Consider the following 20,990-nt stretch of genomic DNA (forward strand, 5'->3'; position numbering starts at 1 on the left):
TCAAGGCGCTTTAACCACAGCAAAGGCCGTTGCGCTCCTAGTAGCCCAAGGCGACTGGTTTCAGTTTATTTTTTTAGAGAGCGGTTCTGATCCGAACATTCGAGCGTGTCCCGACACAGAACCCAGCCTTTGATGTCACCCTTTTTATTGTGGAACACAGCCTCCAACCATCCCGCTTGCCGATCGAGCACCTGTATCTGATCCCCTGCTACCAGATAACTGGTGGTCTTATCTGCGGTGTTGGCTTGATCGTATAGGTAGGTTTTTCTCATGATCCGGGTGACAACACGTTTTTGTTCGAGCCAAGCTCTATATCGCGTGGAGTCAAGCTCGCTTTCTACCTGTGCTTTGGACTTGTAAGGGTGCTTGTATATAAGATCGTCGCTAATCGGTGACGACAGAACATCCGCACCTGAACCAAAGTAGTTGCTGATACGCTCGTCCAGTTCGTATTTTTCTGCTGACCTGGGCCTGTATACCAGGGTCGTGAAGTAATCGGAGCCATAGCTTGTGCCGGTATCCGAGTAAAGAGTTGCCCGATGAATGACAAAAAGCTCGCTAATTCCGTCGAAATCTGCATCTTTCAAGAAGGCGCTCTCCACCTTCCCCGGGTCACCAAGGTAGGGAAGCTCAGCAACCTGCTTTTCGCTACTGGTATCGCATTTTTGCTCGAATATCATGATGGGATAGATATCACCATCCGGGTCAACCGATTCTTCCGCCTTATTAAATCGTATGGCAGTGTTAATACCTAGGCGCACAGAGGGGTATAGGTCATTTTGAGATGCTGTACAGGTCGAGTCGGCTGCATAGGCATTGAGAGCGATAAAGAGTGTGATGACACATGACATGGCCTCAAGGCTATTCATGAAGAACAGGCTCCATATAGTTCAACGAATACATCAGTGATTTCTCGCTTGAATTGTATTCTTTCTGCGAGGCCTTTGGCCCCACCATTGATGACCCGTGTGATTTTTTCCACGGCCTCATCGTCAGTAAGGTCGATGCTTTCAGCATATATTTTTAAGTTGTTGGTTTTCCAGAACCAAAGTCCTGTTTCGATAATCACAGAGGTGTCACTCTGCACCAGAATAGGCTCCGCATCGATCGGCTTTCCTATTGCCAAGGCACAAGCGTGATAGTTGGCGTAATGTGTGAGGTGGAGCAAACCTCGTCCTCGATAATCATTGCCAGGGTACTCGTTACTACCAAAGCAATGTTGCCCATATCCCGCGTCATTCTTAAGCAGGTGATCCTCAATATATTGGAGTTTGGCAGCATGATTGGGAAAGGTAAGGCCGTTCCGGGAAAAACCATTGTTTATTGCTGTCGGCGCCATGTTATAGAGAGACTGAGCTGAATAGCTGGAATAATAGAGCGATTCGCGAAACGCAGTGAAGCGCTTTGTCTCATGCTTTGCTTGGGCAAGCAAATGGGTTATTTGCGCACAGGAATTCACACCATACCGCTCAAATAGCCCGTCAGCATGCAGAGCAAAATCTCTGACAAAACCATCTTCTGCAGAGTTGCCGCATATCCTTCTCAGAAATTCATAGGTTATCGCAATTTGCTTTCCGCACTTGGTGCAGGCATTGCCCCTCTTCGTCTTAAAATTGTCGATTAACATCATGGCATGTATATGCCAGCTTTCCCCGTCTTCGGAAATCCCATGCTTCCCGCCCAACTCCTTCCACCACGACAGTTTCTCGATCCGCTTCTTCTCTTCGGTCCAGTCCAGATTCGGATCGGCGGGGCTGTGTTCCATTAGTTCATCCAGCTCGTCCCACTTGTCCGGGTTCCAGAGCCATTCGCTTTCATGTTTGGTGATCAGCTGTGCGATGGATTGGGCGTGCCAAGGCTTGCCGAGAGCAGTTCGGATTTCTTCCGGAGTGACCTTTTGATCGTCGTTACCGTCGAGGATGGCATATAGGCGTTGCTTGACCGGGCCCTTGTCGGATTGGTCGATCATGCCTTTGTAGCTAGCACGTTCGCTGTCGATCAGCCGACGCAGGGCTTCGAGGTGATACGCCAGGGCGCCTGCCGGGCGTTCACGGTCTTCGATGAAGTCGTAGCCTTCCCACTCCCAGGGGCTGTGGCGAGTAGTGATCATTTCCTGTTCGGCCAACCAGCCGCTGATCGGCTGGCCGTCCTTGTCGGCCAGCAGGTTATCGAGACGCCACCAACGGGTCTCGGGGCTGCATGACATGTCGCCAGTGCTGGCCGTCACCACCAGCTTGGCGTCTGCCGGCAGGCTGTCGAGCAGGCTCTGCGGCAGCACGAGGTCGACGCCGACCATCACGCCTTCGTCGCTGAGCCTGGGGGGATTGTCGGCACCAATGCCCTGGCGATGCGGAATCAGTTTGCTGGCGCCTTTGTAGACCTTTAGCAGGGTTTTCTGCGTCTCCGGCAGGCGAGAGGCATAAGCCCTGCTCTGGGCAACGAATGCAGGCACATCATCGCAGCTGAATAGCTCCAGATGCAGCAGGGGTTGGGGCATGGCTTCGTCGTGGTTCTGATAGCGGCCGAGGTGGCCGATAAGGCCGCCGGCCTTTATCGGCACGGGCTGGTCCAGTACCACGACGCTGCCTTTGGCTTTGGGTTCGCTTTGTGCCTTGAGGAACTTAAAGGCCAGGTAACCCGGTAGGATTCCCTCACCATCGGCGGGCGTCAGAGCAGGCCGTGCCGCTCCGCTGACAATGCTCAGCAACTTGCGAAACTGACCGTTGCTGGCGCCAACCTTGACCCGCGTTCCCTTGGGTAAAGCAGCCAATATGCTCGCGCTCTGGCTGGGCTCGGCACGGACATTGAGGTCCGAGCCCTGTGTTTCGACGCAATAGATCCCTTCGCCCCAGAAGTCAGGGCGTGGCAGGCTCGCTTGAGCTTGGTATCCGGCCCAGTCCTGCAGATGCATGTAGAGGCTATAGAACGTCAAGGCCGGCTCTGACGCGTCCGATGCAGGCGCAAGGTGCAATGACGGAAGTGCCAGCCGATGCCTGACCAACACGAACCCGGTGGAAAAAAGCGCGCGCTTGATTAGCGGAATCTCGCCGGTGTACTCGCTTATCGGATATTGCTCGTCGATGCGGTAGGCAATCACCTCGCCGTCGGCAATGCAACGCACGCTGGACTGATCGAAGGTACCAGCGGTGCCTTGGTCGAAGTGCACACCGCCATGCCACAGGCCGTTGGCGCCCATCGGGTAGTAGCCGCCCCTGGCCTGGGCCAAGCTGGTCAGGTTGGCTAACGGATTGCCTGCGTTGCCAGCACAGGGATAGCTCCAATGGTTAACGTTGCTCGTCATGGCTACTTACCTAAAGTCCTTTTCCTGGGTAACGCCGGCGTTCATTGCCTGCGCGTGTTGTGTCCCTTCAACCCGAGAGGTTGAGCCTTTGCCTCGCCGCTCAACCTTGCGACAAACCGCCTGGCGGGTGCAATTGAATAGAGCGGTTTTATGTTCTGGTTCGCGATAAAAAACCAAGCTGCGCAGTAAGTTGCGCAGCTTGGTATGGGCCTCGGCGTATGGCCCGCAGCAAGTAGCGCCAGTTCTTCCCAGAGCTGCTACATGCTTCCCGACCTTGGTAACCACAGCCAAAACGGGACGATTGTGGACAGAAGCCCGCTCCGGGATGAAGCGTTGTACCTCGCTGGGCAGGCCTGCAGCTGCATTCGCCGCGGGGGCGCGGCTCCCACAACGGCCGGGGCGGTTGGCCGGTTAGCCGTGGAGCCCCGACCTCGGGATGAAGTTTTCGGCTTCTGGATGCGAAGCGAGTATGGGGCGTTCTTCAGCACGACAGCAGGCTTGAGCGCTTAAGCAGGCCTGCAGCTGCATTCGCCGCGGGGGCGCGGCTCCCACAACGGCCGGGGGCGGTTGGCCACTTAGCTGTGGGAGCTCCGACCCGGGGGCGAAGTTTTGGCTTCTGGATGCGAAGCGAGTATGGGCCGTTCTTCAGCGCGACATGACCCTGAGCGCTTAAGCAGGCCTGCAGCTGCATTCGCCGCGGGGGCGCGGCTCCCACAACGGCCGGGTGCGGTTGGCCACTTAGCTGTGGGAGCTCCGACCTGGGGGCGAAGTTTTGGCTTCTGGATGCGAAGCGAGTATGGGCCGTTCTTCAGCGCGACATGACCCTGAGCGCTTAGGCAGGTCTGCGGCCTACATTCGCCGCGGGGCGCGGCTCCCGCAACGGCCGGGTGCGGTTGGCCACTTAGCTGTGGGAGCCCCGACCTCGGGGCGAAGTTTTTGGCTTGTGGCGGCAAACCGGTCGTTCGGGCCTGTTTCTACAGGGACTCAGTAGCCGCGCTGTATATCGATGACGCCGCTGATGGATTGACCCTTTTCCAGCGCCACGATCTTTTCCGCGATCTGGGCAACGGTCGCTTCGCGCAGGGTGCGGGCCGACACGTGCGGGGTGATGGTCACCTGCGGCATCCGCCAGAACGGATGCTCGGAGGGCAGCGGCTCCTCACGGAACACGTCGAGCACCGCGCGGGCCACCTTGCCCTCGTCGATGGCCCGGCAGAGATCTTCGTCGACCAGATGCTCGCCGCGGCCGACGTTGATCACCACCGCGTCGGGCCTTAGCCGCGACAGCAGGGAATAGTCGATCAGATCGCGCGTGCTGTCGGTCAACGGCAGGGTGTTGATCAATACCCGTGTCTGTCCGAGAAACCCGTCGAGCCCAGCCTCGCCGGCAAAGCTGCGTACGCCGTCGATGGCATGATCGGAGCGCGCCCAGCCACAGACCGGGTAGTCCAGCGCAGCGAACGTGCGGGCGACGCGCTGGCCGATCTGCCCCAACCCAAGCACGCCGACCGGCCATTCACTGCGCTCGATGGGCCGGCGCAGCTTCCACTGGCCCGCCGCCTGCTGGTCCCGGTAGTAGTCCATGTCACGGCTGATACCGATGACGTGATAGGCGACATATTCGGCCATCTGCACCGCCATACCGGCGTCTTCGAGGCGAACAATCGGGAGATCGCGTGGCAGGTTCGGTATCCGCACCAGCGCATCCACCCCGGCGCCGAGGTTGAACAGCGCCTTGAGTTGCGGCTCCTTGTCGAACAGCGCCGCTGGCGGGTGCCAGACGATGGCGTAGTCGGCCTCCCAACTGGGGTTGTCCGGCTTCCAGACCTGGATCTCGGCGTCCGGCAAATGCTGCTGGATCAAGTTGGTCCAGCGCTCGGGCTTGGGGTCGGCGGCGACGAAAAGAATCTTCATGGGCACTCGGCAATATTCCCTGGCAGGTAAGCGGATCGCGCTAGCGTAGCGCTATATCGCGTAGACGTGACCGTTGGCCTCCAGCAAGCGCAACAGTGCCGGCCAGGTCAGTTTCGACACCATGCCCAGCTCGGTCGACTGTTGGCGAGTGGTCTCGATGGCGGCCGCGGATGGCGTGTGCGTCGGACCGCAGGCCTGGGCGCGCACCTGAATCTCGCAGGCCTTCATCAGGAAATAGAGGTAGGTGAAGGCTTCGGCGACGGTGCCGCCCGCCGTGAGCACGCCATGGTTGCGCAGGATCATCATCTGTTTGTCGCCGAGGTCGCGAATCAATCGCTCCCGTTCGCTGAGGTCCAACGCGACGCCCTCGTAATCGTGATAGCAGAGATGACCGAGACAAAGCATCGCCGTCTGGCTCAGCGGCAACAGACCATCGCGATGCGCCGAGACTGCCACGCCATCAGCGGCGTGCAGATGCATCACCGCACCGGCGTCTTCCCGCCCCATGTGCACGGCGCTGTGAATGGTGAAGCCGGCCGGATTGACCCGGTGCAGGCTGCCGCTCTGGACGATCTGCCCTTCTTGGTCGACCTTCACCAGCGAAGAGGCGGTGATTTCCTGGAACAGCAAACCGTAGGGATTGATCAGAAAATGATGCTCAGGCCCCGGCACCCGCGCCGACAGATGCGTGAAGACCAAATCGTCCCAGCCGAAGTGCGCCACCAGCCGATAGGCCGCGGCAAGGTCCTTGCGCACCTGCCATTCCGCGTCCCGATTCGTCGAGGTTGAATCTTGCATAGCATCTTCTCCATTGGTTGCGAAGGCGCCAGGTGGCGCATTGGCCTGCAGTCGGCACGGTGTCGTCAGGCTTCTTGCGTATCGGCCGCGTGCTTGCGGTTTTCCTCTTCCTGCAGGACACGCCACATCAGCTTGCCGGTGGACGAACGCGGCAACGATGCGACGAACTCGACGTAAACCGGTGCCTTGTAGGCCGCCATCTCGGCCTTGCACCAGTCGATGATGTCCTGCTCGCTGACCTGCCCGGCCTGACCGTCGCGCAGTATCACGCAGGCCTTCACCGTCTCGCCGCGCTTGGGATCGGGGCGCGAGATGACGCAGCACTCCTGGATCGCCGGGTGGCGGTACATCAGGCTTTCGACTTCCGACGGCCAGACCTTGAAGCCGGACGCATTGATCATGCGCTTGACCCGGTCGACCAGGAAGAAATAGCCCTCTTCATCGTAGTAGCCCATGTCCCCAGTGCGAAAGAAACGCTTGCCGTCCAGCTCGATGAACGCGCGCTCGGTCTCATCCGGGCGGTTCCAGTAGCCTTGGAACAGCTGCGGGCCGTGACTGATGATTTCGCCCACTTCGTTGGGGCCCAGCTCCCGCTGCGTCTGCAAATCAATGACCCGGCTGTCGACATCGAACACCGGAATGCCCAGGCACTGTGCCTTGGGCCGCGGCACCGGATTGATATGGGTGGCGGCGATGGTTTCCGACAGGCCGTAGCCTTCGATGTAGCGCAGGCCGGTCAGCCGATGCAGTTTTTCCTCCACCGCCTTGGGCATGGCCGCGCCACCGCCGCCGACGCTGACCAGACTGGACAGGTTGTAGCGCTCCAGATCCGGGTCTGAAAGGAAATCGATGGCCATGGTGGCGATGTTGACCCAGCCGGTCACCTTGTGCCGCTCGATCAGCTCGGCCGCCACCTTGCGGTCCCAGCGAGTCATGATCACTGCGGTGCCGCCGTTATAGATCGGCCCGCTCATGGCGCCCTGCATGCCGGTCACATGGAAGTACGGCAGCGTGGCGAGGATCACCGATTCACTGGTGCTGTTGGTCCAGACCACGCGGTGGATGATCGTCGCCATGGCCGAGCGATGGGTGTGCATGCAACCCTTCGGCGCGCCGGTAGTGCCGGAGCTATAGGGAAACACGCAGAGATCGTCCGGGCCGGCCGTGTGGGGCCCCGGTGTATGGCCAGCACGGATGGCCTCATTCCAGCCGATGCCGCCAGTGAAGCTCGGTATGACCGCTGCTGCCTGGACCTCAGCCGGCAGGGCCAGGTCGGTGGATTGCCGCACGTATTCGGAATAGGCCGCGACGACCACATGGCGCAGCTGCGCCGTGCCGACCAGCGGCGCGATGAAGCCGGTCAGCTCCTGCCCGCAGAGACTCACCGTAGCGCCGGTGTCATGCAGATAGTGCTCCAGCTCGGCGCTGTGGTTCATTGGGTTGACGGGCACCACCACCGCGTCTGCACGAAGAATCGCGTAGTAGGCGATGGTGAACTGCGGTGAGTTCTGCATGTACAACAGCACCCGATCACCCTTGGCAACCCCCAGGTGCTGCAGATAGCCGGCCAGCGCTTCCACTTCACGCAGCAGCTCGGTGTAGGTGATCAGGGTGTCGTAATAGATGATCGCCGTCTTGTCCGGAAAACGCCGCGCGGATATCTCCAGATTGGCGAACAGACTGGTTTCCGGCACCGTCAGATGTTTCGGCAGATCCTCGGGCCAGACCGCGTGATGACGAGTGAACATTAAAGAACTCCTGAATCGCTATGGAGGGCCAGTTCGGCCATGGCCCGTTCTTCGCCCCACTCGAGCCAGCCCCGGGTGTCGCGCAAGGGAGTGATGGCGATGCGCTTGTCGCGCAGCGCGGTGACATCGAGTTCGGGATCGACGAGGTGCGCCGAAGAGTGCTCGAAACCGAGCCACCAGTACGGCAGTCCACGACCGTCCCGACCCGCCTGCAGACGCGGCCGGGCAATCGAACCACGTGATTGCCGGGCCAGTCGCAGATGGCTGACCGCATCGGCCGAGCAAGCCGGGAAGTTCACATTCCAGCAACAGCCGTTTTCGTCACGACGCGCCCAGAGCGCACGTATCGTGGTGGCCGCGTAGGTTTCGACGCACGACCAATCGATCAGCGTGCGATCAAGGAAGGCCTGGCTGAGGCCGATAGCCGGAAGGCCCAGCAGATCAGCGCTGAGCACCGCACCGAGGGTGCCCGAATAAGGCACGGAATCGCCGATGTTCGCCCCGCTGTTAACGCCGGAGAGCACCAGGTCCGGCGGAGAATCCTGCAGCCATTCGGCCATGGCGAACATCACGCAGTCCGACGGCGTCCCGGAGACGGCGAAGCGTCGCTCGCCATGGTGATACACGCGCAGAGGTGAATGCACCGAGATACCCTGACCGGTGCCGCTCTGGTCATGTTCAGGCGCGACTATCCAGACTTCCTCGGCCAGTTGGGCCGCAATGCGCTCGAGCAGTGCGAGCCCCGGCGCGGCGATGCCGTCATCGTTGGTCAGCAGGACGCGGCGCAGCAATGGACCGTTCATAGGGCCTCGCCTCCGTCGCCGGCTTGGGCGATGCGCCAACCGGCATCGGCGAGCAGACCGGCGCGTTGTCCAACCTGCAGCGCATCGGCGTTACTGGCATTGCCCTGCAGCGCACGCGCATAAACGCCCTGCAGAATGGCCGCGAGACGAAACAGCGAAAACGCCACGAACACGTGCCAGTCTTCAATGCTCGGTCGCCCGCTCTGCTGGCAGTAACGCGCCAGCAACTCCTGCTCGGATGGAATGCCCTGAGCTTTCAGATCGATCCCGACCAGGCCACGCAGGCCTTCGACGCCCGCCGGCAGGTGATACGGCAAACAGAAGTAAGCGAGGTCCGCCAGCGGATGGCCGAGGGTCGACAGCTCCCAGTCGAGAATTGCCGCCACCTTCGCCTGCTCCGGTTCGAAGATCAGGTTGCCGAGCCGATAGTCACCGTGGGCGATGGCGCATTCGTCGCGCTGCGGCGCCTGCTCCGGCAACCATTGCATCAGCCGCTCCATCGCCGGCATGTCGCCCGTACACGAAGCCTGATACTGGCCGGACCAACGCTTGACCTGGCGGGCGAAGTAACCCTGAGCCTTGCCGAAGCCGCCAAGCCCGACCGCCTCGACATCGACCTGGTGCAGCTCGGCCAGGGTGTCGATGGCGGCCAGATGGAATGCCTGGCGGTCCTGATTAGGCAGCTCTTCCAGCGCCGGGTGGCTGAAGATTCGTCCCGGAACGTAGTCCATCACATAGAAGGCCGTGCCGATGATGCCTTCGTCTTCGCATAACAGGCGCGCAGGCGGTACCGGCACACGGGTGTGCTTGGACAGCGCACGGATCACGTTGTATTCGCGTTCGACCATGTGCGCCGAGGGCAGCACCTTGCCCGGCGGTTTCTTGCGCAGCACGTAGCGGCGACCGGCGCTTTCCAGTAGGTAGGTGGGGTTGGACTGACCACCCTGGAACTGCTTCAACTGCAGACCATCTTCGATCTCTGGCACATGCTGGCGCAGGTAGCGACCTAGCGCGGCCTCATCGAAACGATGCGCCGGCAATACCTCGATCAGTTCGGGCTCGCTCATTACCGGTCCCTCAGCATGCGGTTTCGCCACCATCGGCGACGATTACCTGCCCGGTGATATAGGCACTGGCCGGTGTCGCCAGAAACACCGCCAGACCTGCAATGTCCACCGGCTCGCCGATGCGGCGCAGCGGAGTCCTTTCGGCGGCGCGGCGGACCCGCTCCGGATCGTCGAGCAGTGCCTTGGCGAAATCGGTACGCACCAGTCCCGGGGCGATGGCATTGACGCGAATGCCCTTCGGCCCCCACTCCGCCGCCAGATTGCGGGCCAGCGCCGCCTCGGCCGCCTTGGACACGCCATAGGTACCGATCACGGTGTTGCCGCGCAGCCCGGCGATGCTGGAGAGCATGATCACCGCGCCCTCGCCACGCTCGGCCATCTGCGGCAGCACCATGTTGGACAGCCAGAAGGTGCCCTTGACGTTGGTGTCCATGATCTTGTCCCAGGCGTCGTCGGTCAGCTCGCTGGTCGGGCCATAGACCGGATTGGTGGCCGCATTGCAGACCAGTACGTCGATACGCCCCCAGGTATGCAGGGTGGTATTGACCAACCGCTGCAAATCTTCCTTACGGCCTACATGACAAGGCACCGAGATAGCCTCGAAACCCTCAGCCTTGAGCTCTGCGGCCACCGTCTCGCAGGCATCGGCCTTGCGGCTGGAAATGACGACGCGCGCGCCGCAGCGGGCCATTTCTTCGGCGATGGAGCGGCCAATGCCGCGAGTGGAGCCGGTGATCAGCGCCACCTTCCCGGATAGATCGAATAGCGGATTGTTCATGACGGCATCCTTCTTGTAGGTTTTGTCGGAGGCTCAACGCTTGCTGGAGTAGTTCTGCAGCTCGAGTTTGGCGATGGTGTCCAGATGAACCTCGTCCGGGCCATCGGCCAACCGCAGCGTCCGCTGGTGAGCCCAGGCCGCCGCCAGGAAACTGTCCTGGCAGACGCCCTTGGCGCCGTGCACCTGGATGGCACGATCCAGCACCCGCAGCGCCATGCTCGGTGCGGCCGCCTTGATCATGGCGATCTCCTGCCGCGCCACCTTGTTGCCGACGGTGTCCATCATGCGCGCCGCCTTCAGGGTCAGCAGGCGAGTCTGTTCGATCTCGATGCGCGAGCGAGCAATGTCCTTGCGGATCGAATCGAAATCAGCCAGCGGCCTGCCGAACGCCACACGGGAATGCACGCGCTCGCACATGGCCTGTAGCGCGCGTTCGGCCACGCCGATGGTGCGCATGCAATGGTGGATGCGCCCCGGGCCAAGACGACCCTGTGCGATTTCGAAGCCTCGACCCTCGCCGAGCAGTATGTTGCTGGCCGGCACCCGAACATTGTTGTAGCGAATCTCGGCATGGCCATGGGGCGCATGGTCATAGCCGAACACGTGGAGTGCCCGGGTGATCTCCACGCCGGGCGTGTCCAGCGGCACGAGGATCATCGACTGTTGCCGATGGCGCTCAGCGCTGGGATCGGTCTTACCCATGACGATGGCGATCTTGCAGCTGGTCGCCATCGCGCCGGACGACCACCACTTGTGTCCATTGATCACATATTCATCGCCTTCACGGCGGATTTCACAGGCGATGTTGGTGGCATCGGACGACGCCACTTCCGGTTCGGTCATGGAAAAGCAGGAGCGTATCTCGCCGTTGAGCAGCGGTTTGAGCCATTTTTCCTGCTGCTCCGGCGTGCCGTAGCGCGTCAGCACTTCCATGTTGCCGGTGTCAGGTGCCGAGCAGTTGAAGATCTCGGCGGCACCGTGCGAGCGCCCCATGATTTCGCAGAGGTGGGCGTATTCGAAATTGCTCAGGCCGGCGCCGAATTCGCTTTCCGGCAGGAACAGATTCCACAGCCCCTGCTCCCTCGCCTTGGCTTTGAGCGCTTCGAGAACTGGCGGCGGCGCCCAGCGATTTTCTGCCGAGGCGGTCTGCTCGTGGAACAAGTGCTCATTGGGATAGACATGCGCTTCCATGAATGCCGTAAGCCGTTCATGAAGTTGTAGCGCTTTACCGGTCAGTTCATACATCGCCGTTTTCCTTTTGGTTGTGCTCCGCCAGAAGCGTTAACGGCACCCCTTGCGGGTGCTCGCTGCCGGAGCGCAGACGGAAAGTCGCTTCGCCGATCGCCAATAGACGGTCGTGCTGGTCGCGTATCTCGCCCGAGCTATTGAATATGCGGGTGCCGCCGGCACGCCGCTTGCCGATGGCGCGGATCACACCACCTGAGCACTGCCCAGTGAAGGTTGTGTTCAGCACCAGCGTGATGGCCTTGCGCACCCGTCCCGGATGGGGGCAATAGGTACCGGCCTCGGCTAGCACCACATCGAGTAGCGAGGTCAGCACGCCGCCATGGAGCACGCCGGCCATGTTCAGGTGGCAGGCCTGTACATCGAGCTCAATGACCGCCTCGTCGTCAGTCCAAGACACCTGGCGATAACCCAGCACCTGATGGAAACCCGGCAGGTCCTTGCCTCCGCTGATCGGCAAGCCGTCTGTCCGGGCTTCGCTTGGCATCGCGTCAGCGTCAGGCCGCTTCATTGCGCTGAATCTGCGCGGGGCGGTTCCATCCCGATGCTTGTTTAAGGAGTCGCATGGCCTGTCCTCTCGATTGTTTTTATGGCGAGTCTGCGTCTTTTTGAAGCTGGCACGACTGAAACCATGCGTCAATTCGAAATCAAGTTCCATCAGGCAGAATTATGATACCCCACAAACATAACGGTCTAAGATCAGTATCGAAGTGCCATATGCCCGGCGAGCCAGCCGCTTGGACACATCATGAAAAATTAGAAGGGCGACGATAGCCTTCTGCTAGTGGTTGAAAAAGCTCCCCGCTATGTTAGCTTTCGGATAACTTTGTAAAAATCAGTTTTGCTGTGCGAAACGCAAAGCGAAGCAAGTGCTAGAAAATGGCCGTCAGCCAGACAATTACAAGAAGAGGACGCGATATGAAATCCATGTTCAAGAAGCTGCTCGTTCCAGCCAGCCTGGTCGCCTTGGCGGTCTCGGCAGTGCTTCCGCAGATGGCGGCCGCCGCCGATGTCACGAAATGGCGTGTTCAATCGCACTGGCCGAGCGCCAGTAGCTCCTACAAAGACAGTCTTGTGCGCCTGAAAAACCAGATCGAACAGCGCACCGAAGGCCGGCTCGAACTGCAACTGTTCGAATCCGGCGCCCTGTTCAAACCGCAGGAGACGTTCAACGCGGTAAGCCGCGGCATCATCCAGATGGGCACCATCTCCCCCGGCTACGCACAGGACAAGATGACCCTCGCCGGCATCGCCTCCGGTCTGCCCTTCGCCTTCGATAACGTCTGGGAGGCGTCCTACTTCCACAAGCACATGGGCTTCGAGGACATGCTCCGCGAGGAAGCGGCCCAGCACGGCGTCTACTGGTCGACGGACAAGGTCTATCCCACTGAGATGGTGGTGAAAAAGCCGATCAACAGCTGGGAGGATTTCACCAAGCTGAAGATCCGCTCCTCGGGCGCCCTGCAGAAATTCCTCGATGAGGCCGGCGCTTCGACCACCTACCTGCCAGGTGGCGAACTCTATCCGGCGCTCGATACCGGCGTGGTAGACGGTGCTCACTGGGGTGCGGTGCAGGGCGCGGCGAGCATGAGCTTCTATGAGGTGGCCAAGTACCACGTCAGGCCCGCGCTCAACATCGCCGGCACCGATGTGATCATCATCAGTCAGAAGGCGCTGGAGAAACTCTCCGAGCGCGACCAGGAAATCGTCAAGCAGATCCTCGACGAGCAGTTCTGGTACCGCACCAACGAGTACCTGTATCAGGAGCAGGTCACGCTGCGAAAGGTCATGGCCGAGCAAGGCGTTCAGGTCAACACGCTGCCGGATGATGTGCAAAAACGCCTGCGTGAAGTGGCACAGAAGACCTGGGAAGAAGAAGGCCAGCGCAGCGACAAGGCGGCCGAAGCACTGAAGAAGCTCAAGTCCTTCCTCGGCGAACTCGGTTACCTCTGACACCCCTCGCCTGTTCGGCTCGTCCGGCGCGATAGCTCGCGCCGGGCAGCTGATCCGCTCAACCCTTGCTCGTAGGGCTCGTCATGCGCGCGATTCATGCCTACATCAATGGCATCACCCGGCTCAACGAATTCATCGGTCGCTGGGTGGCCTATCTGATCTTTCTGATCTTCGTGCTGTTGCTGCTCGAAGTGTTCATGCGCTACCTGTTTTCGAGCCCGACCTCTTGGACCAACGAGCTCGGCCAGATGCTGTTCGGTGCCTACGTGGTCCTATCCGGCGGTTACGTCATGGCGCACCGCGACCACGTCAACGTCGACCTGCTCCATTCAACCTTCAGCCCGCGTGTTCGCGCCTGGGTCGATATTTTCACCTCGAGCATGTTTTTCCTGTTCATGGCCGCACTGCTGTACTTCGGCAGTTCCATGGCCTGGGAATCGGTACAGGGCATGGAAACCTCCTATTCGGCGTGGAACCCACCGGTGTGGCCGATCAAGATCATGATTCCGCTCGGTACCCTGCTGCTGTTATTGCAAGGCATCGCCAAACTGCTGCAGGACATCCTGATCGCGCTGGGCCGCGAGCCCACTAACGGCGCCAAGCACGCGGAGGATGCCCAATGAGCATCGAAATCACCACGCTGCTGTTCTTTTTGACGCTGGTGTTTTTCCTGGTGCTGGGGCTGCCGCTGGCCTTCGTGCTGGGCGGAGTCTCGGTACTGTTCCTGTATTTCACATGGGGCGTCGATGCCTTCTACATGGTGGCCTCGCAGATGTGGGGCACCATGGAAAGCTTCACCCTGGTGGCTATTCCCTTGTTCGTCTTCATGGCGATGTTGCTGGAGCGCACCGGGGTCGCGCGCGATCTCTATCGGATGATGCACCTGTGGTGCGGCGGCATGCGCGGCGGGCTGGCGATCGGCACCTTAGGCATCTGCGCGGTGTTCGGCGCCATGGTTGGCATCAGCGGCGCGGCGGTAGTGGCGATGGGCACCATTGCCCTACCGGCCATGCTCGAACGCGGCTACGACAAACGCATGGTGCTCGGTTGCATCAACACCGGCGGCGGCTGGGGCATCCTGATACCGCCGAGCATCATGATGATTCTCTACGCCATGATCAGCGGCCAGTCGGTCGGCAAGATGTTCGCCGCCGGAGTGCTGCCGGGCCTGTTGCTGGTGGCGCTGACGGTCACCTACGTGCTGGTTCGCTCTTTCCTGCAACCTCATCTCGCACCGGCACTGCCGAAGGAAGAGCGAGGCAGCTGGGGCGAGAAACTACGGGCGATACGCGCGGTGCTGCTGCCCATTGGTATCGTGGTAATGGTACTCGGCTCGATCATCGGCGGGCTGACCACACCCACCGAAGCCGCCGCCATGGGCGTGTTCGGCGCGCTGATTTCAGCCGCTGTCTACCGCAAGCTGAACTGGCCTGTGCTGCAGGAAGCCGCTATCCGCACCTTCAAACTGACCGGTATGATCGCCTGGATCCTGTTCGCAGCCCACGCGTTCAGCTCGGCCTACCAAGGTATGGGGGCGCAGTCGCTGATCGAAGGACTGATGATGGATCTGCCTGGGGGCAGCTGGGCCATCATCATTTTCATGATGGCGATCGTCTTTGTCATGGGCATGCTGCTCGACCCTGTCGGCATCATGCTGATCACGCTGCCGGTATTCCTGCCGATCGTCGCTTCACTCGGCTTCGATCCGATCTGGTTCGGCGTGCTTTTCGTGATCAACATGGAAATCGGCTACATGACGCCACCGTTCGGGTTCAACCTGTTCTACCTCAAAGGCATTGTGCCGCCCGGCATCACCATGAAAGACATCTACTGGTCGGTCATACCCTTCGTGATCGTCAACATCATTGGCATGGGCATCATCATGCTATTCCCAGAGATCGCAACCTACCTGCCGAATACGTTGTTCTGACGACGGGCCGCTTAAACGAAAAAGCCGGAGCGAAAGCTCCGGCTTTTTTGTGCGCTCCGATCAGATGATGTTGGCGTAGTCGGCTTCGATGCGATCCAGGCTCAGATGATTGAGGAAGTTGGAAAAGCACATCCAGGCCGACAGCGCGTTCAAATCCTGGAATTGCTGCGGCAGGTACTTGGGCGGCACCACCATTCCCTCCTCGACCAGCTGGCGCAGGGTACGCATGTCTTCCAGCGTGGTCTTGCCGCAGAATAACAGCGGGATATGTTCCAGCTTGCCCTTGCGCACCGCCAGCTGAATATAGTTGTAGATCATGATGAAACCCTTCAGATAGGACAGGTCCTTGGTGAAGGGCAGACCATTCGGGAGCGAGCCGCGGAAAACCCGACTGGCATTGCTGTAGCACTCGTCCTCCGTATAGCCCTGGTCACGGAAAAAGCCGAACACATCGAGAAAGTCCGCGCCCTCCTCGGCCATGTGGATCGCACGGGTACGGTTGGTCAGCTTGCGCAGGCGGGTCGGGTAGGAGGCAAAAGCGATTACCTCCATCAGAATCGCCAAGCCTTCCTGGGTCACTGTCGAGGACGGCGGGCCCTTCGCGAGGAAGGTGCAGATCGGCTGGTTCTGGCCGTTGAGCGTGGTGCCGACGTGCACCAGCCCCTCATGGACTTCCAGCGCACGCACATCGCGGGCATTGAACATCGCGTCGCTGCGGATCTTGATGTAGTCGGCCCCCGCCGCGGCGTCGGCGAGAATGCCGTCGGATTCAAATACGCGAATCACGCCTTCACCCTCACCGAACACCAGATCCAGCCGCTGCTGCAACATGTCCACGGCTTGCGGCGCACTGAGTGTCTTGGCTTCGTCTTTGAGATCGCCCCGGTCGGCGATGTTGTTCAGGTAGTCGGAAAGCATCAGACCGAGGTCCGCCAGCGTCGGATCGCCCGCGTGAAAGGCGTCCGAAGCGGCGCCGTAAAGCTCTTGGGAAATCAGACCGAAATCGGCGGTGCCACGCGCTTCGAGCATGCGGATCACCATGCGGTACTCCTTGCACATGCGCCGCATGATCTGCCCGACCGGATTGAACTGTCCTAGCTGGCGCGTGATGTCACGCTCGATATTCTGAAATTCTTCCTTCTTCGCACTGGAATCGAAGCCCAGCGGCCGTCCCTCGTAATACCCACGATCAACCTGTGGCAGCTCGCGAGCACCCGCGGCGAAGAAGCCCTGGCGAATGCTGTCGTCCCACTTCACCGCATCAAGCACCCGCATAGGGGTTTGCGCCTCGACGATACGATCGGACAGGCCGCGCACCGTGCTTTGGTACTCATCGAGATTGTTACGGGTATTCATCCGTACCTCGTCAGTGATGATCCGTAGCGTTCAAGTTATACATCAGTGGGCCCTCGCCTTCCGTGTTCGGTTCACGAACGCCGCGTGCCATATATGAAGCTTTCGGCAGGCGACGACCGATCTGAAGCCATCGAGCCTAGCGCTCGATCGTGGTGCCATGCGGCTCAGCTGTGCATCTTCGGTGCTGACGCAACCACCACGATGGGCGAACGCGGCCGGCTGCGGCGTGGCGCCTGTCCGTGGCGGTTCCACCTGCGGATGGCCCGTCCGTCGCTTGCGTGCACCGACGCAGGCCAGCAGAACGATGTCGGGCGCAGCCAGTCGCCGAGGACGATTGGCTCCGTCCACGGCGGATTTTGCGCGTCCTGGTCTGATCAGACTTCTGGACGCATATGCGGGAACAGAATTACGTCGCGGATCGACGGCGAGTTGGTCAGCAACATCACCAGACGATCGATACCGATGCCCTCACCTGCGGTCGGCGGCATGCCGTATTCCAGCGCGCGGACGAAGTCGGCGTCGAAGTGCATGGCCTCATCGTCACCCGCGTCCTTGTCACGGACCTGCGCGTGGAAGCGCTCGGCCTGGTCTTCGGCGTCGTTCAACTCGGAATAGGCGTTGGCGATCTCGCGGCCGCCAATGAACAGCTCGAAGCGGTCGGTCACACTCGGGTCGTCGTTGCTACGACGCGCCAGCGGCGACACTTCGAACGGGTAACGGGTGATGAACGTCGGCTGCTCGAGCTTGTGCTCGACCAGCTCTTCAAAAATCATCACCTGCAACTTGCCCAGCCCCTCGAAGCCGAGCACCTTGGCGCCGGCTTTCTTGGCGATGGCGCGCGCGGTGTCGATGTCCTGCAGATCGGCGGCGCTGATGTCCGGGTTGAATTTGAGGATCGAATCGAACACCGACAGCCGCGCAAAGGGCTCGCCGAAATGAAACACCTTGTCGCCGTAGGGCACGTCGGTGCTGCCGAGGACCAGCTGCGCCAACTCGCGGAACAGTTCTTCGGTGAGGTCCATGTTGTCTTCGTAATCGGCGTAGGCCTGATAGAACTCGAGCATGGTGAACTCGGGGTTGTGCCGAGTCGAAACACCTTCGTTGCGGAAGTTGCGGTTAATCTCGAAGACCCGCTCGAAGCCGCCGACCACCAGGCGCTTGAGATAGAGCTCCGGCGCGATACGCAGGAACATCGGCAGGTCCAGCGCGTTGTGGTGGGTCTCGAACGGCTTGGCCGCGGCACCGCCAGGGATGGTCTGCAGCATCGGTGTCTCGACTTCGAGGAAGTCGCGTTCGTTGAGGAACTTGCGGATGTGGCCGATCACCTGCGAACGCACACGGAAGGTGTGGCGGGTTTCTTCGTTGACGATCAGGTCGACGTAACGCTGGCGGTAGCGCTGCTCGGTGTCGGTCAGGCCGTGGTGCTTGTCCGGCAGCGGACGCAGCGACTTGGTCAGCAAGCGTACGTCGGTCATCTCGACGTAGAGGTCGCCCTTGCCGGACCGCGCCAGCGTGCCTTCCGTCGCGATGATGTCGCCCAGATCCCAGTGCTTGATGGCTTCCAGGGTCTCAGCCGGCAGCGTCTTGCGGTTGACGTAGACCTGAATGCGCCCGGTCATGTCCTGCAGCACCATGAAGGCGCCGCGGTTGAGCATGATGCGCCCGGCAACCTTCACCGGGATCGCCGCTTCTGCCAGCTCTTCCTTGGTCTTGTCGGCGTATTTCAGCTGCAGGTCGTTGCAGTAGCTGTCGCGACGGAAGTCATTGGGGAAAACATTGCCCTTGGCGCGCTCGGCGGCCAGCTTTTCCTTGCGCTGAAGGATCAGGCTATTTTCTTCCTCTTGGATGGCGTGCTGGTTCAGCGGTTGTTCGCTCATGGTTTCAAAATGCCTGGATCGATTGGATGAATCCTGGGACGACCGTGCCGGAAAGTGCTCCGCAGCAGGTACTGCCCCGTTTTGGTCGGCTGAAGCCCACCCTACTTGTATGCAAAGCTGATGCAGAGAGGGCCAGGCGACGTTCCGCTTCAGCCCACCTCCACTCGCCAAGCACAGCGGCTTAGAGCCCCTGTTTCAAACTGGCTTCGAGGTACTGGTCGATGTCGCCATCCAGAACCTTCTGGCAGTCGCTACGTTCCACACCGGTACGCAAATCCTTGATGCGCGAGTCGTCGAGCACATAGGAGCGAATCTGATGACCCCAGCCGATATCGGACTTGGTGTCTTCCAGCGCCTGGGAGGCCGCGTTGCGCTTCTGCATTTCCTGCTCGTACAACCGGGCCCGCAGCATTTTCATGGCGGTGTCCTTGTTGGCGTGCTGGGAACGCTCGTTCTGGCAGGCCACCACCGTGTTGGTTGGTACGTGGGTGATACGTACCGCCGAGTCGGTGGTGTTGACGTGCTGACCACCAGCACCGGATGACCGGTAGGTGTCGATGCGCAGATCCGCCGGATTGATGTCGATCTCGACCCTGTCGTCGATCTCGGGCGAGACGAACACTGCCGAAAATGAGGTGTGGCGGCGGGCGCCAGAGTCGAACGGGCTCTTGCGCACCAGGCGGTGCACGCCGATCTCGGTGCGCAACCAACCAAAGGCGTACTCGCCTTTGATGTGTACGGTCGCGCCCTTGATACCGGCGACTTCACCCTCGGACAGCTCGACGATCTCGGCGCTGAAACCGCGCTTGTCTGCCCAGCGAAGGTACATGCGCAGCAGGATGTTGGCCCAGTCCTGGGCTTCGGTGCCACCGGAGCCGGCCTGGATGTCGAGGTAGGCGTTGTTGGGGTCCATCTCGCCGCTGAACATGCGGCGGAATTCCAGCCCTTCGAGGATGCCGCGCAGGCGGTCGAGTTCGGTGACGACATCGTCCACGGCGCTCTGGTCGTCTTCTTCGACAGCCATGTCGAGCAGGTCGCGGGAATCGGCCAGGCCGCCCTCGAGGTCGTCGATGGTCTCGACGATCTGCGCCAGGGTCGCGCGCTCACGGCCCAGGTTTTGGGCGTACTCAGGTTTGTTCCAGACGTTGGGGTCTTCGAGTTCGCGGTTTACTTCGACGAGACGATCATGCTTCTGATCGTAGTCAAAGATACCCCCGAATTGACTGGGTGCGCTCGGACAGGTCCTTGATGCTGTTGAGGATCGGGTTGATTTCCATAGGTAGGCAGCTCTCAATCGGACGGTGCGAAAAGCCGGCGATTATAGCGCAGCAGACCGCCGCTGACAGCCCACGCGAGACCGCCGGCATCGCCGCTGTCAAGCAGCTCGACCGGAAAGAACACAGCCAGGGCGATCAAGCACCGCCCCTACAAGGCATCAGGCGGAAACGCCGCGCACCTGGCTCTCCAGTTCGACCTTCAACTGCGCATCGAGCTTCAACTGCCGAGCTAGTTCGTCGAGGTAGGCTCGCTCCATGAATTGCTCCTCATCCACCATCAGCACGCTGGCCAAGTACATTTCCGAAGCCATTTCCGGTGTGGTGGCGGCCGCGGCGACATCAACCGGATCCAGCGGCTTGTTCAACTCCGTCTCGAGCCAACGCTGCAATTCGGGATCATCAGTGAGCTGGGCCAGCTCGGCTTCGATCATTTTCCGCTCCTGGTCATCGACGTGGCCATCGGCTTTTGCCGCCGCGACCAGCGCCTTGAGGATCCCGCGGCTGTGCTCCTCGACCTGATCCGGAGGCAGCCGATCGACCGTCTTCGGCTCCGCCCGTGTAGCGGTTGTTCGCGCTGTGCCACCCTGCTGTGCCTGTTGTGCCTGCCAGTTACCGTAGGCCTTGTAGGCCAGCATGCCGAGGGCGGCCAGGCCGCCATAGGTGATCGCCTTGCCACCCAAGCGGCGGCCGCCCCGGCTTCCGAGGAGCATACCCAGTGCCCCGGTCGCCAGCGCGCCTTTTCCAGCTCCGCCGACGCCACCGAGTATGCTTCCAAGCGGGCCACCGGCACCGGCCAGCATGTCGCCGAGCGACCCCTTTCCATTGGTCGTCGGTGAACGGGAGACCGACCCTTGCTGCTTCTGCAGCAGGTCCTGGCCGGACTTGAGTAGCTGATCGAGCAAACCACTGGTTTTCATGGAGATTACCTGAAGCGAGTTTATGG

At 60.6% G+C, this 20,990-nt stretch carries 18 protein-coding genes; 3 read left to right on the plus strand and 15 right to left on the minus strand.

From position 1 onward, the window contains the following. Positions 1–65: 65 nt before the first annotated feature. From ACL0K2_RS06535 to ACL0K2_RS06580, 10 genes are all read right to left on the minus strand, one after another. Positions 66–869 (minus strand): hypothetical protein, encoded by an 804-nt coding sequence (locus tag ACL0K2_RS06535; protein WP_045163057.1) that lies wholly within the window; start codon positions 867–869, stop codon positions 66–68. Next, positions 866–3,301 carry a glycoside hydrolase family 19 protein gene (locus tag ACL0K2_RS06540; RefSeq protein ID WP_413044060.1) on the minus strand — a complete coding sequence of 812 codons (2,436 nt, stop codon included), beginning with the start codon at positions 3,299–3,301 and terminating at the stop codon, positions 866–868. Before ACL0K2_RS06540 ends, ACL0K2_RS06535 begins: the two co-directional genes overlap by 4 nt. Before the next feature lie 984 nt (positions 3,302–4,285). Next, positions 4,286–5,215 carry a 2-hydroxyacid dehydrogenase gene (locus tag ACL0K2_RS06545; RefSeq protein ID WP_413044061.1) on the minus strand — a complete coding sequence of 310 codons (930 nt, stop codon included), beginning with the start codon at positions 5,213–5,215 and terminating at the stop codon, positions 4,286–4,288. Between the two features lie 51 nt (positions 5,216–5,266). Beyond that, positions 5,267–6,013 (minus strand): class II aldolase/adducin family protein, encoded by a 747-nt coding sequence (locus ACL0K2_RS06550; RefSeq protein WP_045163061.1) that lies wholly within the window; start codon positions 6,011–6,013, stop codon positions 5,267–5,269. A 65-nt stretch (positions 6,014–6,078) separates the two neighbouring features. Next, positions 6,079–7,761, minus strand: coding sequence for a long-chain fatty acid--CoA ligase (locus ACL0K2_RS06555; RefSeq protein ID WP_413044062.1), 1,683 nt, complete (start codon positions 7,759–7,761; stop codon positions 6,079–6,081). After that, the gene (gene surE / locus ACL0K2_RS06560; protein WP_045163063.1) at positions 7,761–8,564 is read right to left on the minus strand and encodes a 5'/3'-nucleotidase SurE; all 804 of its coding nucleotides are present in this window, start codon (positions 8,562–8,564) and stop codon (positions 7,761–7,763) included. Before surE ends, ACL0K2_RS06555 begins: the two co-directional genes overlap by 1 nt. After that, a complete protein-coding gene (locus tag ACL0K2_RS06565; RefSeq protein ID WP_413044063.1) occupies positions 8,561–9,631 on the minus strand; it encodes a phosphotransferase in 1,071 nt (356 codons plus the stop codon). The genes surE and ACL0K2_RS06565 overlap by 4 nt, the downstream gene beginning before the upstream one ends. A 10-nt stretch (positions 9,632–9,641) precedes the next feature. Then, positions 9,642–10,409 (minus strand): SDR family NAD(P)-dependent oxidoreductase, encoded by a 768-nt coding sequence (locus ACL0K2_RS06570; RefSeq protein WP_045163065.1) that lies wholly within the window; start codon positions 10,407–10,409, stop codon positions 9,642–9,644. Between the two features lie 33 nt (positions 10,410–10,442). Then, positions 10,443–11,654 carry an acyl-CoA dehydrogenase family protein gene (locus ACL0K2_RS06575; RefSeq protein WP_413044064.1) on the minus strand — a complete coding sequence of 404 codons (1,212 nt, stop codon included), beginning with the start codon at positions 11,652–11,654 and terminating at the stop codon, positions 10,443–10,445. Beyond that, a complete protein-coding gene (locus tag ACL0K2_RS06580; protein WP_045163277.1) occupies positions 11,647–12,141 on the minus strand; it encodes a PaaI family thioesterase in 495 nt (164 codons plus the stop codon). The genes ACL0K2_RS06575 and ACL0K2_RS06580 overlap by 8 nt, the downstream gene beginning before the upstream one ends. 431 nt (positions 12,142–12,572) lie before the next feature. On the opposite strand from ACL0K2_RS06580, the gene dctP reads away from it, so the two are divergent. The 3 genes from dctP to ACL0K2_RS06595 all read left to right on the plus strand — a co-directional run bounded on the left by dctP (position 12,573) and on the right by ACL0K2_RS06595 (position 15,537). Then, a complete protein-coding gene (gene dctP, locus ACL0K2_RS06585; RefSeq protein ID WP_052679336.1) occupies positions 12,573–13,607 on the plus strand; it encodes a TRAP transporter substrate-binding protein DctP in 1,035 nt (344 codons plus the stop codon). An 83-nt stretch (positions 13,608–13,690) separates the two neighbouring features. Next, positions 13,691–14,230, plus strand: a complete 540-nt coding sequence (locus ACL0K2_RS06590) for a TRAP transporter small permease subunit (protein ID WP_413044065.1) — start codon at positions 13,691–13,693, stop codon at positions 14,228–14,230. After that, positions 14,227–15,537, plus strand: a complete 1,311-nt coding sequence (locus ACL0K2_RS06595) for a TRAP transporter large permease (protein WP_413044066.1) — start codon at positions 14,227–14,229, stop codon at positions 15,535–15,537. The genes ACL0K2_RS06590 and ACL0K2_RS06595 overlap by 4 nt, the downstream gene beginning before the upstream one ends. A 60-nt stretch (positions 15,538–15,597) precedes the next feature. Here the strand turns inward: ACL0K2_RS06595 and ACL0K2_RS06600 are convergent, their stop codons facing one another. The 5 genes from ACL0K2_RS06600 to ACL0K2_RS06620 all read right to left on the minus strand — a co-directional run bounded on the left by ACL0K2_RS06600 (position 15,598) and on the right by ACL0K2_RS06620 (position 20,964). Further along, positions 15,598–16,893, minus strand: coding sequence for a flavohemoglobin expression-modulating QEGLA motif protein (locus tag ACL0K2_RS06600; protein ID WP_045163069.1), 1,296 nt, complete (start codon positions 16,891–16,893; stop codon positions 15,598–15,600). 374 nt (positions 16,894–17,267) lie between these two features. Then, complete coding sequence (lysS, locus tag ACL0K2_RS06605; RefSeq protein ID WP_045163071.1) at positions 17,268–18,770, minus strand: lysine--tRNA ligase; 1,503 nt, start codon at positions 18,768–18,770, stop codon at positions 17,268–17,270. A gap of 181 nt (positions 18,771–18,951) precedes the next feature. After that, a protein-coding gene (prfB, locus tag ACL0K2_RS06610) for a peptide chain release factor 2 (RefSeq protein WP_413044067.1) occupies positions 18,952–20,047 on the minus strand; the annotation gives its coding sequence in 2 pieces (ribosomal slippage) (positions 18,952–19,974 and positions 19,976–20,047; 1,095 coding nt in all). A gap of 13 nt (positions 20,048–20,060) precedes the next feature. Further along, entirely contained in the window at positions 20,061–20,186 is a 126-nt protein-coding gene (locus ACL0K2_RS06615) for a hypothetical protein (protein WP_275589558.1), read from the minus strand. Positions 20,187–20,205: 19 nt separating this feature from the next. Further along, positions 20,206–20,964, minus strand: a complete 759-nt coding sequence (locus ACL0K2_RS06620; RefSeq protein WP_413044068.1) for a tellurite resistance TerB family protein — start codon at positions 20,962–20,964, stop codon at positions 20,206–20,208. Positions 20,965–20,990: the final 26 nt, after the last annotated feature.

The sequence above is a fragment of the Pseudomonas sp. YJ42 genome (genome assembly GCF_047225135.1).
GTDB lineage: Bacteria > Pseudomonadota > Gammaproteobacteria > Pseudomonadales > Pseudomonadaceae > Stutzerimonas > Stutzerimonas stutzeri_E.

Bases quoted from the DNA above. Each gene is read 5' to 3' on its own strand.
- ACL0K2_RS06550 (WP_045163061.1), bottom strand. From the start codon at position 6,013: ATGCAAGATTCAACCTCGACGAATCGGGACGCGGAATGGCAGGTGCGC.
- ACL0K2_RS06535 (WP_045163057.1), bottom strand. From the start codon at position 869: ATGAATAGCCTTGAGGCCATGTCATGTGTCATCACACTCTTTATCGCT.
- ACL0K2_RS06590 (WP_413044065.1), top strand. From the start codon at position 13,691: ATGCGCGCGATTCATGCCTACATCAATGGCATCACCCGGCTCAACGAA.
- ACL0K2_RS06600 (WP_045163069.1), bottom strand. From the start codon at position 16,893: ATGAATACCCGTAACAATCTCGATGAGTACCAAAGCACGGTGCGCGGC.
- ACL0K2_RS06620 (WP_413044068.1), bottom strand. From the start codon at position 20,964: ATGAAAACCAGTGGTTTGCTCGATCAGCTACTCAAGTCCGGCCAGGAC.
- lysS (WP_045163071.1), bottom strand. From the start codon at position 18,770: ATGAGCGAACAACCGCTGAACCAGCACGCCATCCAAGAGGAAGAAAAT.
- ACL0K2_RS06570 (WP_045163065.1), bottom strand. From the start codon at position 10,409: ATGAACAATCCGCTATTCGATCTATCCGGGAAGGTGGCGCTGATCACC.
- ACL0K2_RS06540 (WP_413044060.1), bottom strand. From the start codon at position 3,301: ATGACGAGCAACGTTAACCATTGGAGCTATCCCTGTGCTGGCAACGCA.
- ACL0K2_RS06595 (WP_413044066.1), top strand. From the start codon at position 14,227: ATGAGCATCGAAATCACCACGCTGCTGTTCTTTTTGACGCTGGTGTTT.
- ACL0K2_RS06565 (WP_413044063.1), bottom strand. From the start codon at position 9,631: ATGAGCGAGCCCGAACTGATCGAGGTATTGCCGGCGCATCGTTTCGAT.
- surE (WP_045163063.1), bottom strand. From the start codon at position 8,564: ATGAACGGTCCATTGCTGCGCCGCGTCCTGCTGACCAACGATGACGGC.
- dctP (WP_052679336.1), top strand. From the start codon at position 12,573: ATGAAATCCATGTTCAAGAAGCTGCTCGTTCCAGCCAGCCTGGTCGCC.
- ACL0K2_RS06580 (WP_045163277.1), bottom strand. From the start codon at position 12,141: ATGCCAAGCGAAGCCCGGACAGACGGCTTGCCGATCAGCGGAGGCAAG.
- ACL0K2_RS06545 (WP_413044061.1), bottom strand. From the start codon at position 5,215: ATGAAGATTCTTTTCGTCGCCGCCGACCCCAAGCCCGAGCGCTGGACC.
- ACL0K2_RS06575 (WP_413044064.1), bottom strand. From the start codon at position 11,654: ATGTATGAACTGACCGGTAAAGCGCTACAACTTCATGAACGGCTTACG.
- ACL0K2_RS06555 (WP_413044062.1), bottom strand. From the start codon at position 7,761: ATGTTCACTCGTCATCACGCGGTCTGGCCCGAGGATCTGCCGAAACAT.